This is a genomic window from Lysinibacillus sp. HST-98 (genome assembly GCF_016757845.1).
Lineage (GTDB): Bacteria > Bacillota > Bacilli > Bacillales_A > Planococcaceae > Lysinibacillus > Lysinibacillus capsici.
Genome location: NZ_JAENHX010000014.1, coordinates 45,285 through 59,937, shown reverse-complemented (window position 1 = coordinate 59,937; position 14,653 = coordinate 45,285). Strand labels below are relative to the sequence as shown.

The 14,653-nt window shown below is 37.1% G+C and carries 9 protein-coding genes; 3 read left to right on the top strand and 6 right to left on the bottom strand.

Annotation, left to right across the window (positions count from 1 at the left end):
* Window positions 1–29: 29 nt before the first annotated feature.
* From JIN86_RS22090 to JIN86_RS22080, 3 genes are all read right to left on the bottom strand, one after another.
* Window positions 30–647, bottom strand: coding sequence for a nitroreductase family protein (locus JIN86_RS22090; RefSeq protein ID WP_131522348.1), 618 nt, complete (start codon window positions 645–647; stop codon window positions 30–32).
* A gap of 69 nt (window positions 648–716) precedes the next feature.
* Window positions 717–1,700: a ring-cleaving dioxygenase gene (locus JIN86_RS22085; RefSeq protein WP_202342893.1), complete on the bottom strand. Its 984-nt coding sequence runs from the start codon at window positions 1,698–1,700 to the stop codon at window positions 717–719.
* Window positions 1,701–1,750: 50 nt separating this feature from the next.
* Complete coding sequence (locus tag JIN86_RS22080) at window positions 1,751–2,185, bottom strand: MarR family winged helix-turn-helix transcriptional regulator (RefSeq protein WP_004224400.1); 435 nt, start codon at window positions 2,183–2,185, stop codon at window positions 1,751–1,753.
* Window positions 2,186–2,337: 152 nt separating this feature from the next.
* Between JIN86_RS22080 and JIN86_RS22075 the strand changes: the two genes are divergently transcribed.
* A complete protein-coding gene (locus JIN86_RS22075) occupies window positions 2,338–4,332 on the top strand; it encodes a catalase (RefSeq protein ID WP_202342892.1) in 1,995 nt (664 codons plus the stop codon).
* Between the two features lie 47 nt (window positions 4,333–4,379).
* Here the strand turns inward: JIN86_RS22075 and JIN86_RS22070 are convergent, their stop codons facing one another.
* The 3 genes from JIN86_RS22070 to JIN86_RS22060 form a co-directional block, all read right to left on the bottom strand.
* On the bottom strand, window positions 4,380–4,853 hold the full coding sequence (locus JIN86_RS22070) for a YusW family protein (RefSeq protein ID WP_244264667.1): 474 nt from the start codon (window positions 4,851–4,853) through the stop codon (window positions 4,380–4,382).
* 96 nt (window positions 4,854–4,949) lie between these two features.
* Complete coding sequence (locus tag JIN86_RS22065; RefSeq protein WP_202342891.1) at window positions 4,950–7,157, bottom strand: YcdB/YcdC domain-containing protein; 2,208 nt, start codon at window positions 7,155–7,157, stop codon at window positions 4,950–4,952.
* A 128-nt stretch (window positions 7,158–7,285) separates the two neighbouring features.
* Window positions 7,286–8,458 (bottom strand): glycosyl hydrolase family 18 protein, encoded by a 1,173-nt coding sequence (locus JIN86_RS22060; protein ID WP_412759236.1) that lies wholly within the window; start codon window positions 8,456–8,458, stop codon window positions 7,286–7,288.
* A 629-nt stretch (window positions 8,459–9,087) separates the two neighbouring features.
* On the opposite strand from JIN86_RS22060, the gene JIN86_RS22055 reads away from it, so the two are divergent.
* Together JIN86_RS22055 and JIN86_RS22050 are read left to right on the top strand one after the other, a co-directional pair.
* Window positions 9,088–9,507: a hypothetical protein gene (locus JIN86_RS22055; protein WP_202342890.1), complete on the top strand. Its 420-nt coding sequence runs from the start codon at window positions 9,088–9,090 to the stop codon at window positions 9,505–9,507.
* Between the two features lie 12 nt (window positions 9,508–9,519).
* Window positions 9,520–14,610, top strand: a complete 5,091-nt coding sequence (locus JIN86_RS22050; RefSeq protein WP_202342889.1) for a DUF4132 domain-containing protein — start codon at window positions 9,520–9,522, stop codon at window positions 14,608–14,610.
* Window positions 14,611–14,653: the final 43 nt, after the last annotated feature.

The following is a 14,653-nucleotide window of genomic DNA, read 5'->3' as shown; positions in this document are numbered from 1 at the left end:
TTTGTATAGCTATTGTATTTTATACCATTTCAATAATAAATGGCAAATTCTTCAACTGGCTTACGATACCCACGTAATCGACGACTGCTCTCTTTTTCTTTCCCAATCGTAATCATTAAGGCTATTTCATGTGTTTCTGGCACATTGAAAAGCTCACGCATTTTCTGATTATCAAAGCCAATCATTGGGCAAGTGTCCCAACCACGATTTTTTGCAGCTAGCATGAACAACATAGCAGACAAAGAAGCATTACGAATGGCTTCATCTTTCATGAATCCTTCACCACGATCCTCATAAAATCTTGTATTCTCTGCTACAATATCCTCTAGTTCACCCGCTGTAATTATGCCTAAATCCACCATGCCTTGACTTAGCTCAGCAGTATTTTTATATGCTTCCTTGTCACCTAGTACAAGAATTACACCTGAAGCTGAATGTACTTTATATTGACCATATGCTGCCTCTCTCACCTTTTCTTTCATATCCTCATCCAGCACAACAATATAATTAGCATGCTGTAGGTTAAATGCTGAAGGGGCAAGCTTAACATCCTCCAAAATAGAGCGTATATCTTCTTCAGTCATCTTAACGTCCTTGATAAAATTATTAGCAGAGCGACGCTTATCAATCAGTTTGGAAAATTCCATTTTTTATCCCCCAATATAGTTATGTAAACATCCAGTGGGGCTTTTCTTTCCCAACTGGATGAAATGGTATTACTCATATTCTTTATCGAACATAATGGAACTTCTTACAGTGTCAATCGGACGAACAAGACTTTCAATCTGTTCACGTTTTGGTTCTAAAAACGGTGGTAATGACAGTTTTTCTCCTAATGTTTCATATGGCTCATCGCCCATAAATCCTGGACCATCTGTAGCCAATTCAAATAAAATCTGCGGAGCTACTCGTGCATACAATGATTCAAAGAAATGACGATTTACATAGCCAGAAGTGTGGAAACCAAAACTTTCAAAGCGTGCAGTCCATTCATCTAATACCGCACGATCCTCTACACGAAAGGCAGCATGGTGAACAGTCCCAAAACCTTGACGAGCAACGGGTAACACTGTGTTGTGCTCGACAATAATCTGGGCGCCATTTCCTCCCTCACCTACTTCAAATAAATGGAAGTCCCCTTCATCTGCAATCTCTGTAAAGAGCATTACCTTTTCTAACACATCTTTAAAGTATTTAAAATTAGCGACACGGACAAATACTGGCCCTAAACCTGTAATGGCATACTCAAGTGGGATGGGGCCATCCTGCCAAGGCGTACCTGCCGCCACACCTGTATTGTGCTCATCAGAAATTAACTGATAGTGCTGATCATCAAAATCTATGAAAGATAGTGTTTTCTTACCAAACTGTTCTTTCATACCTGTATGCTTCACATTTAAACGGTCAAAGCGCTTTATCCAATAATCTAAAGCAGCATCCGTTGGTACACGGAAAGAAATCTTTGAAATTTCATTTGTACCATGTACACCTTTTGGGATATTAGGGAAATCAAAGAACGTCATATCTGTACCCGCACTACCCTTATCATCTGCAAAAAATAAATGGTATGTTTGAATGTCATCCTGATTCACTGTTTTCTTTATTAAGCGCATTCCTAAAACATAGGTAAAGAATTTATAATTTTCTTCAGCACTACTTGTGATAGCCGTTACATGGTGTACACCTTTTAAATGATTCATAGTATGCTCCTCCTATATATCTCGATATCGAGATATATATTTAAATTTTTTTATTGGTTAGTGGCGTTCTTGCCAACTTTTTTAAGTGATAAAATCATGTTGTCCAGCTCCTGGGCTTCCAATACTTCAAATATCTCATTTATTTTCTGTTCATGCTTAGGGAATATTTCCTCCATCAAAACCTGTCCCTCAAGCGTTAGTAATACGTACGTAACACGACGATCTCTTGGACATGCCTTACGGTACACATAGCCCTTTTGCTCGAGCTTATCAATCACATAAGTAATACTACTGCTTGCAATTAATATTTTTTTACCAATCATTTGAACTGGTTGTTCTCCATGGTGATACAAAAATTCAAGAACCGAAAATTCAGTTTGATTTAAATCGAATTGAAGTAAATCTCTTCTAGTTGCATCTTGAATCGTTTGATATGCACGGAACAAGACCGTAAATGCTTTTAAGTTACGATTGTTTTGCTTCATACGACTCCCTCTTTTTACTTCGAATTTAATTATCTCTAATTCGAGATAATAATAACATATACATTTTTAAACAGCAATCAATTTGTTTCTTTATGTTTGCCATCTTTTCGTTCGGGTAGAAGGTAGTTGTAACTTATAAAGGAGGATTCTAAATGAAAAAAGATGTCAATCAAAAACAACAACAGCTAGAAGCATTCCGAGTAAGTGATAAAGATCAACCTCTTACAACCAATCAAGGATTAAAAATATCGGAAGATGAACATTCACTAAAAGCAGGTGAGCGAGGACCCACTTTACTAGAGGATTTTCATTTCCGTGAAAAAATGACTCACTTTGACCATGAACGAATTCCTGAACGAGTAGTACACGCACGTGGCTCAGCCGCTCATGGAATTTTTGAAACATATGAATGCGCAAGTGATATTACAAAGGCTCAATTTTTAAATGGAAAAGGCACTAAAACCCCTGTTTTTGTCCGCTTCTCTACCGTTGCCGGGTCTAAAGGCTCTGCAGATACTGTTCGTGATGCACGCGGCTTTGCTACTAAGTTTTATACACAAGAGGGCAATTATGATTTAGTTGGAAATAACATACCAGTATTTTTTATTCAAGATGCTATTAAATTCCCCGATTTTGTACACGCTGTAAAGCCCGAACCAAATAACGAAATACCACAAGCACAAAGTGCCCATGATACTTTTTGGGATTTCATTGCAAATAATCAGGAGTCTGCTCATATGGTTATGTGGCATATGTCAGATAGATCGATTCCCCGAAGCTATCGAATGATGGAGGGCTTTGGTGTTAATACTTATCGCTTTATCAATGCCGAAGGAAAAGCCCACTTTGTTAAATTTCATTGGAAACCTGTACTTGGGGTAAAATCATTAGTATGGGATGAAGCACAAATCATTGCTGGAAAAGATCCCGATTTTCACCGCAGAGATTTATGGGAATCCATTGAACGTGGATATTTCCCAGAGTGGGAGCTTGGTGTGCAACTTATTCCCGTTGAAGATGAATTCAAATTTAGCTTCGATATTCTTGATGCCACGAAAATATGGCCTGAAGAAGAAATTCCAGTACGCATTCTTGGGAAAATGACCTTGAATAAAAATGTGGATAATTTTTTTGCAGAAACGGAACAAGCCGCATTCCATGTCGGGCATGTTGTGCCTGGCATTGATTTTTCAAATGATCCTTTATTACAAGGTCGTTTATTCTCCTACACCGATACACAGTTAATACGACTGGGAGGACCTAATTTCCATGAGCTTCCTATTAATAAACCAATTTGTCCATTTCATAATAACCAACGAGATGGCTATGGCCGACAAACCATTAACGTGGGACAAGTTAGCTACCATAAAAATTCCTTAGCCAATAATACACCACATCCTGTTTCTGAAGCAGATGGTGGATATAAGCATTATGAAGAAAAAGTTGAAGGGCATAAAGTACGTGCACGTAGTGAGAGCTTTAAAGACCATTTTTCTCAAGCAAGATTATTCTGGCTTAGTATGACAGATATTGAGAAAAAGCATATTATCGATGCCTTTAGCTTTGAACTTGGTAAAGTAAAAAATAAAGCGATTCGAAAACAAGTTGTAGACATGTATGCTCATGTCAGTTACTCACTTGCTTCCGCTATCGCTGAGCGTATTGGTATAGTTCCACCTGTAGAAGTGGAAGTACCACATATTCAACAAACTTCTCCTGCTGTTAGCCAAGTAATCAATGCAAAGGAAAGTGTCAAATCTAATAAAGTAGCTATAATTGTTACAGAAAATAGTGGTGAAAAATTAAATGAACTTATTGCTACATTTTTAAGTGAAGATATCGTAGTTGAACTAGTAAGTAATAAGCAAGGCATAGTAAGCGGCTATGAAATTCACGAAACATTTGCTACTACCTCCTCAGTTCTTTATGATGGGGTTTATGTTACAGGAGCCTTTCAGAATTCCTATGAACAAGCAAAAGCAGAACAGTTTATTGAACAAGCCTATCAGCACTGTAAAACAATAGGTTATACGGAAAATGTTTTATTTTTACAGCATATAGCCAATAAACATGGGGTTGCAACCGATCCAAAATCTTTTGTTCATGCCCTTGCTAAACATCGACATTGGGTACGAGAATGTAAATGAATGAAAAGCCAGCTAACTGATTAAATCAGCTAGCTGGCTTGTTTTTCTTATTTAATTCGTTTAAATTCCTTTTCATTGCCGTCTACAAATTCGACATCCACTTCAATGGATTGATAGTTATCATCAATATTGAATACTTTGATTACTTGATCAATCACTTCATCATTAGATGTTGTAGAATCAAAATTCAACTGCTTAAATAACGGCTCTAATTTAGTATAAGCTTCATCGCCCTGCAGTTTTTCTTTTTTTCGATCATCTTCTAATTTTGCTTCTATTCCGGTTTTTTTATCCTCATATTCTACCTCATAAGACTCCGTTGCAGAGTAATCAACATCTAATGAAAACTCTATAAAATTAAATGTCACTTGGTCAGTTGGCGTCTCACCAGTCTGTTGAGTAGCATTCTGATCTGCTGGAGCGTTTGCAGGCACATCTTTTACCTCATCCTTATTACAGCCGTAAAGAATAACAGTCATTAAAGAAATCACTAAAATAAATTTCAATTTCAATTTATTCACTCCTTTCTTTACTTATTATTTCCCCATTCTTCTACAAACTAACCTAAAAAGGGCATCTCCTACAATTAAGGAGATACCCTTTTCATGGAATGCGACTTAATAATAGAAGTTACGATCCACTTTATTTTCTTGAATAGCTTTTGCTAAACGAACTGTTGACACAGCCAAATCGGCATATGACACACTCTTGGTAGCATTAAAGTTATTTTGCTGTGTATCTATCAGACCCATCCCATTTGCTATTGCTATATAGCCTGTATACGCTGGATCAATGGATGCTGCATCCGCAAAGTTTAATTTGTAAATATCCTTATACTTTGCAACATTCTCCAATTGCATTGCTTTAACAGCCCATACCGCTAGCTCTTGACGAGTCAATGATTCATCTAAAGCGAATTGGTTTGCTGGCTGTAAAATTCCCATTCTTACAGCTTGTTCAACCACTCCATATAATGGATGGTTTTTATCGATATTGCTGAAGGTTTGCTTTTCACCATCGCCACTACCAAAATGGCCATATGTTAAAGATTTTAGTAGAATCTTTAATGCTTCTCCCTTTGTCACAGCAGCATCAGCATTAAAGTTTGCTATATTTTTTACCTCTAATACATTTTGATTTAAAAGATAATTTAATTCATTGGCTGCTGTTGGATGTGAAATAGATTGTTTTTCTTTTGAGCCATCTACCTCATACAACCATTCACCAGAAATTGCATCAATCTGATTAACTAAACTACCGTTGTAAGTTGGAGCATAGACTAGATCATAATGTTGTTTACCTTCAGTATCTTGTTTTATATATTGTAGTTGTAATGTAAGGGCCTTACTATATGCTTCTTTTGCTTTATCAGCAGAGATTACCTGATTAAGAGAAGGCCAGTTATTAATCTTTTGTTTATTAACATTCAGTGAACGTAATGACCCATCAGAGCCAATACCTACGTTTATTTCATCTCCAACAACCGCAATCCCGTTTACGATGCGTGGGAAGGAGAAGTAATAATCTTTACTATAATCATCATGGACAGGATCATCAATTGGCATCGAATACTCATGTAAATAGGATGGAGCCCATTGTTTTAAGTATTCAATCGCCTTTGCTAATGCCGCATCCTTAGAGAGGGTAGTTGTTTTGTCAGTGTTGATAAAATCTCTCATAATATCGTGATACTGCACGATATCGCCTGTTGCCTTATTCATTTCGAAAGAGGTACCAGACCCGCCATTATTGTACATATACATATAATTTACTGTATAAACTGTTTCACCATTGTCATTTTCTCTTTCATCAACCATATCAATCGTGAGCTTCGCCTTATCTTCATCAACCTTTAAGAAGTTTTTAGCAAATTCCTCCACTTCTGCTACTGTCATACCACTTTTTCTTGGTGGTAATTGCTGTGAGGATATTTTTTCAGCGCTTTTCGTCTTTGGAACTTGTGTAGAGAAGCCATTCGTTGTTTGCCATTGACTCGTTAATGCATGTACACCATTAAATCCTGTTGCTGGCATATAGACAAGCTTCACATTACGTTGATCGCTAAAATAGTCAACGTAATAACGAAGTTCAACTGCTAAGTTATCACGTACTTGTGCAACAATTTCTTCCTCATTTTTTTTCTGACTTGAGCTATCAAAGGTTGCTTTACCAATTAATTCTGTATTTTTATACATTCCTGTTATTTGACCATTAGCAAGAACATCTATAGTGATACTTTGATCGCCAATAAGCACTCCATTATAGGTTGGTGAATAAACAAATGAGTAGGTAATTGGTTGTGATAATGGACGATTGATGTCATTGTAATAACCGAAGCCATCTTCACGGAGTTTATAGTTTTCTATTTTCGCAAATTTTTTCAGGAAGTCTTCTGCAATTTTTTTGGCTTCATTCTCTGAATATTTTGCAGGATATACTGCTTCAGCGATATTAGCTGGCTGATAATAGAAATATTCTAACTCTAAATCTTCACCTTTAAATGTAAAACCACCATAGACATCTTTACCATTTATCGTTTTATGGAAGTTTAAATCATAGCGGACCGTTGTATCTTCTCTAAAGAAATGACCGCCACCAGAACTAAACTCATTATCAGCTACAAATTTGAACTCTTCAGGGAATAGTGCACGTAATTTGTTAATTAGCATACCTTTTGTCACTTTTGTCTCTGAGGCAGCCAACTGTATTGCAATACGCTCTGAAGGTTCTTTCACATTTGCAGAAGCTTGTGAAACGGGTGCTAGAATACCAACAGAAAATGCAGTAGTTGTTAAAATAATACCTAACTTTTTAAATTTACCCAAAATATACCTCCTAAAATACTATTTACCATAATTATAATATATTTACCCATAATTAGAAATGAATTTTACAGATAATTTCCTCTTCGAAGAAAATACATTGGGCAATCCGTCCTTTTTTCTTCATTTTCTCATTTCTTTACCACATTAAAATTGGCATCAATTAACACCCAGTTCTGAGGGAATGGTAGTCCTAATTTCCAATAACCAATACCACGAAGGTTATATTGTTTAATGAGATTGAATTTAGCTTGAATAGATCTAGCATCTTCAAACCACACCATATGCGCCCTACCTTGCTCATCATAGTATTCAAAAAATGGTGCTTGGGCTCTCCAATCATACTGAATTGCTGCATTATAACGTTTAGCAATTTCAATGGCTCGCTGTGGACTAAGCGCTTCTGCATACGGTCCCCCTTGAACAAAAGGTAACGTCCAATCGTAGCCATATAAATTTTGCCCTAACATAATTTTGCTTGCAGGTATTTCACTCACCGCATATTTTACAACTGCTTCTACCTCTGGGAGAGGTGAAACAGCCATTGGTGGGCCAGCTGAATATCCCCATTCATAAGTCATGAGTAAGACAAAGTCCACGATTTCCCCATGTGCTCTATAATCATGTGCCGCTGTCCATGGTCCTCGTTCACTATCACTTGTTTTAGGAGCTAATGCTGTAGACACTGTATATCCTTGAGCGTGAAATTTTTCTACAGCTCTTCTTAAAAAATTGTTATAGGCTTGTCGTTGATCTGCTGGCAAATTTTCGAAGTCAAAGTGGATATCTTTAACATCTCCAAGTCGCTTTGCTTCTACAAGAATATTATCAAATAGTAAATCTTGAACAGCTGTACTTTGAAAAATATCTCTCGCTAATTCACCACTAAAACTAAAATTCTCCAAATTAGAAATAACCATTGCCATTGATGCTCCCGTATCATTTGCAATTTGTGTCACACCTTGGCTTGGTGGCCTCTGTAAAGTACCATCACGCCTAGCCTCATAGCTAAATAAAGCTAAATATGTTAAATTAGGACCCGCTTCCCTCGCTTGATTCAAGAGTGCTTCACTAACTGATGTTCCTCTCGGCTCTAAATAGGCTAATGTTTCTGCCCTTGTTTTTGGTGGCTGTGGGATATATAACCTCGTTCCAACTGCTAATGGTTGATTTGGATTAATGCCATTTACTTGTGCAAGTGTTACATAATTAATACCGAAACGTTGGCCAATTGACCATAGGCTATCACCTGGCTGTACATAATAAAAGCTTCCGACAATCGGGATTACAAGAGCTTGCCCCACAACTAAACGATTTGGCTCTGGAATTTGATTGGCATCTATAATGCTCTGAACCGTAGCCCCATACGCCTGTGCAATTACCCATAAAGACTCGCCAGCCCGTACAACGTGTATTTGAATGATTTTGCCTCCTTCTAGCTTTATAAAATCATACCTATAAAGCTTATGAAATCAGAGATGAAAAGATGTCTTTCAACAACTACACAAAAATAGACTACTATTTATAGCGGATGAATATTGGACTGTATTATGTCACCTATTTAATACAAAGAAAATATTCTTCAATCATAGAAACCCAATCTAATTCAAAGCGAGTCTCTTTCATGAAAGAATTTACTTTTACGTATGTATGTCTATAAAGTTACCTGAGTAATATATTCTGCTTCTTCACCGTTATTAGAATAAAAAAGCGCAAAATGATACTTATCTTGATAACAATAATCGTACAAATGTTCTATTTCCCGCATAATCTTCAGTAAATTTTTACCCACTTTCTACCCTACAAATCAGTTGTAGCAGGCTACTTTTGATAACACTTTTCCCAAATTTTTTTACGTAACTAGCGTCATATGCCTTATTCTTTTCACTGTTCTCACTCTTGTATAATGAAATTATTGTAAGGAGGTGTTAGATTGCGTTTATTTTACCAGCAAAAAGTAATCGGTAATAAGTCTCGTAAACTTGAAAAAATTTCATTTTCAATTGAAGAGCCTGTCATAACGTTACAAGATTTACTTGTTCAACTTGTTACACAGCAGGTTCAACAATTTAATAAGAAAATGGTAGATACACCACTTCATCTTTATTTAACGGATCAGCAATTAGAAGAAGCTGCTCAATATGGCAAAGTACATTTTGGAGAAAAGAAAAAGGATACTGTACAGTCAGTGGATCAAGCCATTTCCACAATGCTTCAAGCCTTTCAGGACGAGCTGTTTTTAGTCCTTCATAATGAAGAATCTTTAGATTCTCTTTCTACACCATTAAACATACAGGAAGACGATGTCTTTACATTTATTAAACTCACTATGCTTGCAGGACGAATTTGGTAAGGAGGGATTTATATGACACTTTCACATGAACAAAAAATACATTTTCAAAGTATAGTAGATTCTGCACCTATAGCAATACAGCCTTTAGCAGCTGCATTGTTAAAATACATGGACAATAGAGATTATGACATTGAAACGCTTATAGCTGCTCAGCAATATTCATCACTGGAGGAGCTATTTAGTGGACCATTATTTGAAGTGCTTACCCTGTTTTCTTCACAAGAACGTGCACTTAAGATCAAGAAACTAGCATTGCGCTTTGATGCTACAATGTTCCAAAGAGGTGTTTTACGTCGATCTTTTCGTTCTTCTCAACAAGTGCAAGACCATCTGTTTCAAAGTTTACAGTTAATAGAAGAAATGCTGACATTTGAGGAAATTACTTTGCAGGAGTTGTTAACGAATCATCGTCAATATGAGCATGGAACCTATCCAAACTATAGCTCCTATGTCTTAAAGAATGAAAATATAAAAGTAATGGGTTTTAACGTCTTTGAGCAGTTGCTCGCTGAAGAACTATCATTAGAAAACCCGTCAATTGAAGAAGCAGTAGAGGGTATTTTATTTGAAGAACATCAAAGTAGCTTTTTCGGTCATCCATTCATTCGAGGTATTTTTAAATCAAATAATCATCGGATGCATGATGCACTTGGCAAACTCTTATTAGCAGCTGCTCGACAAGAAGGTTTACGACAGGCAATAGTAGAAAATATTGACCATGGCAATCTTGATGCACAATTCTACATGATGAAGCTGATTCAGGAACATCGCCTAACACGCTTCTCCTCTGTAATTCGAGCAGTCGATACTTGGATGGGACTTGGCTATAATAGCTTCGAAGATCAAAAAATAACAGAGGAAGTTCTTGCCTTAGCCATCCAAGCAATCGAAGAAGACAGCTTTGTTGAGCAACTGTTAACGAGTGAACGTACAATTGATATCTATGTGGCATTATGGGCAACTGCTACAAAGGACTATACGAAAATAAATGACCTTGTAACAATACTCTTAAAACGTGACAAACATATCCAACTTACAACGCTTGCCTTTTTGAAAAACTTATCGAAAATTTCCTTTACAGCGCCATTTGTAAAGGATTTAATCTTATCAACAAAAGATATCGAATTGTTCGCCTTTGCATGGGGCAATTTTCTTTATACTAATCACCATATTAATAGCGAGTATGCAAGGGACAATGAATGGGCGCAAATCCTTCAAACCTTCATGCAAGAAAACACACAGTTACAAGGGATTGAATACCTTTTATTTGAGCAGCTTGAGTGGGCAAAAAATGAAATTACGAAAGATGGACTTAACATTACAGGTAAACCGCTATCCTTCGTCCATGTCCATTTGTCATTAGAAGATTTAATTTCAACACAAATTATTTTAGCCCATCATGTACAAGACGAGGCATTATTCCAACGAATTATTGAGCATGCAGATTCTTACTCACCATCTAGCAGAATTGGCCTACTGAATATTTATTGTCTAGAACCTGTCACACAAGGTCAACGAGAATTTTTATTTAATTCATTACGAGATCGTAGTTCCATTAATCGTTCTCTTGCGTTAAAAAAAATACGTGCTTTAACACCAACAGAAGAAGAAATAGCAAAGATTGAAGATCTTTTAGCAAATAAATCAGGTGCACTTCGTAAAGAGGCTATTTTACTCTTAAAATTTCAGGCACAGAATAATCTGTTACAAAGTGCTGAAAGGCTGTTAAAAGATAGTAAGCAGTTAAAGAGACTTGGAGGGATTGAATTACTATTAGAAGCCTCTAAGCAACACAACTTAGCAAGCGAACAAATTACAGCTTTATGCTCCTTATTACCAAAAGTAACTAAAAACGAGCAAGTTTTGTTAGAGCAATTAATTACAAAGGATGTCCCTGAGTATAACGAGAGTAATGGCTTTGGCTTGTATACGCCACATCCCCTTATTCAATACGGCTGTATTTCGGATGGAGCCATTCAAATGAATGGTGTAGAGCCTTGGCAACAGCTTGCTCCACTTTATGTACAGGCACCTACACCTTTTGAAAAATTCTTTCAATATGATATTGATAAGTTATTATCTAAGCTTGAGCAGCTTATTCAGGTTTTAGATCAACATGCTGAACTAGAGTATGAAACATATCATTGGAATGACACACCCATTACCACTACATTAGGGCAAGAATATAGTGTAATGGCAACTAAATCAGATAATCAACGACATGCTAGTCTTGATGCTTATCCTATCCCTGAAGAAATTATTCAATGGATGAAGTCAACATTATTTAGTAATGAGGACTTAGCCTATTTTAATTTTTATCATAGTCTATCAGAATACCCTTCTGCTCATGATCTTTCCGAAGCAGCTCATACACTAATTAAACCGTTCTTCCAATACAAAGAATTAAAAGAACGTGTTACTCAATTGAATTCCTTGAAATATGACGATACAATTCAACAGATATTCACAGTATTAACCCAAGATATCGACAAAATCTCAGGTCACAAAATACTACATCAGGAAGCTCTTTCATTACTACAAAAGCATGCACCCGAATTTAATCGCTTTGAACAGGCAATAGGCATTATGCTACAGCTACTCGAACAAATTCCTGTGGATCAGTGGCAACTTGACGTTCGAGAGAAGAGCTATTATTACTATCGTTCCACTTCTACTATTATCGATTTAGATGTCGTTGAGTCATTTGTTGATCGATGCTGGTCTGATTACTCAACCTATGGTGAATATGTCAAAATGCTAGCTATCAATGAAGAGCTAACAAAGCGTATGAAAAATGCTAGCTATAGCCCAAACGTCTACAATTTGTCTTTATTCCAATATTTAGACGCCATGAAAGTTGGTTTATTTACGCAAGATCACTTATTTGAAGCCATATTTACCAACACGCTCGCTTCAGAAATATTTAATGAGCCAACTAAGTTACTAGAACGCTATCAACAGTCGTTTGAAGATTTAACAGATTTCTTTACTATTCGTGAACAAGCGATTGATCGTATTTTAGCCATAGAACTAAAACGTGGTGATACGCCTACTGCTGTAACAAAGCTTGCTAGTAGCATTTCTTATTTTGAGGGTATTGATTATTTCTTACAGATTCTACAGGCACTTGACGGAGAAAAGCTTGCGCGAGGCTATATTTGGCAGGCAGAAACGAAAAAGGATGTATTCTCCCGATTGCTAACTAACTGTTACCCCAAAAAAGAAGAAACAGCGCAGCAATTAAAAGAAGCATGGCAGAAAACAGACATTTCTAAAGAGCGTTTAATTGAAGCAATGATGTATAACCAACATTGGATAGACCTTGTCAGTGAAGTAATTGGTTGGGATGGACTAAAAGAATCAGCTTGGTATTTTATTGCTCACACAACAGATTCCTTGTCCGACTATGCCAAGGATCAAATTGCCCTTTTCTCTAGCATCAATGCTGAGGATTTCCGTGATGGGGCATTCGATTTAGCTTGGTTCCAAAGTGCTTACCAAACACTCGGTGCAAAAAATTTCAAAATTGTCTATGATGCAGCAAAATATGCTTCAGAAGGAGCTAATCATCGTAGGGCACAGCTTTATGCAGATACTGCCATTGGTAAGCTTAGTCCTAAACCATTAATGCAAGAAATCCAAGACAAGCGTAATAAAGATAAACTACGTGCATTAGGCCTTATCCCACTAAAAAAATCAGATGATAAAGATGCCTTAACACGCTACCAATTTATTCAACAGTTTTTAAAGGAAAGTAAGCAATTTGGTGCTCAACGCCGCGCAAGTGAGGCTCGAGCAGCAAGTATCGCTCTAGAAAATTTAGCGCGCAATGCAGGCGATGGAGAAGCCACTCGCTTCACATGGCGTATGGAATTATCTGCCTTTAACGATATGAAGCATTTATTTAAAGCACAACAAATCGAGCAAATTACAGCCCATCTACAAATAGAAGATGATGCCTCTGTAGCTATTATTGTTGAAAAGGATGGTAAACGTCTAAAGAACGTTCCTGCTGCCTTAAAAAAGCATGCTGATATTGTAACCTTGCAGGAAGCCCGAAAAGACTTACAAGAGCAATATAAACGAGCCCGCCCAGCGCTTGAGCAAGCAATGGAATTAGAAACAGTATTTTCGGTCGAGGAGCTTATTCATTTATTAGCCCATCCGATTCTAGCTCCGCTTTTACAAAAACTACTATTTATTAGCGATAATTACGTCGGAATGCTTACACCAGAAGGTTTACAGCTTCTATCGGCTGACATTGTGGACCTTGCTCCTACGTCCTCTATAAAGATTGCTCATCCTTACCACCTTCTAGAAAGTGGTCAATGGAGACAATGGCAATCCTATATGTTCGAGCACAAAATTAAACAGCCATTTAAGCAAGTGTTCCGTGAGTTATATCTCATCAATGCTGATGAAAAAGCACAGAAACAATCATTGCGCTATGCAGGGCATCAAGTAAATCCTTCACAAACAGTAGCCCTGTTGAAAACACGTGGCTGGCAAATCAGCTATGAAACAGGACCACGTAAAGTATATTATAAGGAAAATATTGTGGCATCCTTGTATGCACAGGCAGATTGGTTTACGCCAGCAGAAATTGAAGCACCTGCAATCGAAGGTGTTTACTTCTATGATCGACTAACAGGCAAAGATATCGTTTTAGATGATATTCCAGCTGCGATATTCTCTGAGGTTATGCGAGATATTGATCTCGTTGTCAGCGTAGCTCATGTCGGTGGTGTAGACCCTGAGGCAAGTCATTCTACTGTTGAAATGCGCAGTATTATCGTAGAAGAATTGGCTAAATTATTGAAGCTAAATAATGTGGAAGTGAAAAAGCAACATGCCCTCATAGAAGGTAAGCTAGCAAGTTACTCCTTACATTTAGGAAGTGGTGTGGTGCATCAAATAGGCGGTTCCATGATCCCAATTATTGCTGTCCCATCTCAGCATCGTGGACGAATTTTCTTACCGATGGTGGATGATGATCCACGGACGGCTGAGATCATGTCCAAACTCTTATTACTATGTGAAGATACAAAAATTAAAGATCCAGCTATTTTAACTCATATTCGAAGCTATGAGCAAATGCACTAACGTACTCTAGATAAAAACAGGTGACTCCATTCGTCACCTGTTT

Coding starts and splice junctions, on each gene's coding strand:
- JIN86_RS22075 (WP_202342892.1), top strand. CDS start 2,338: ATGAAAAAAGATGTCAATCAAAAACAACAACAGCTAGAAGCATTCCGA.
- JIN86_RS22080 (WP_004224400.1), bottom strand. CDS start 2,185: ATGAAGCAAAACAATCGTAACTTAAAAGCATTTACGGTCTTGTTCCGT.
- JIN86_RS22090 (WP_131522348.1), bottom strand. CDS start 647: ATGGAATTTTCCAAACTGATTGATAAGCGTCGCTCTGCTAATAATTTT.
- JIN86_RS22085 (WP_202342893.1), bottom strand. CDS start 1,700: ATGAATCATTTAAAAGGTGTACACCATGTAACGGCTATCACAAGTAGT.
- JIN86_RS22050 (WP_202342889.1), top strand. CDS start 9,520: ATGACACTTTCACATGAACAAAAAATACATTTTCAAAGTATAGTAGAT.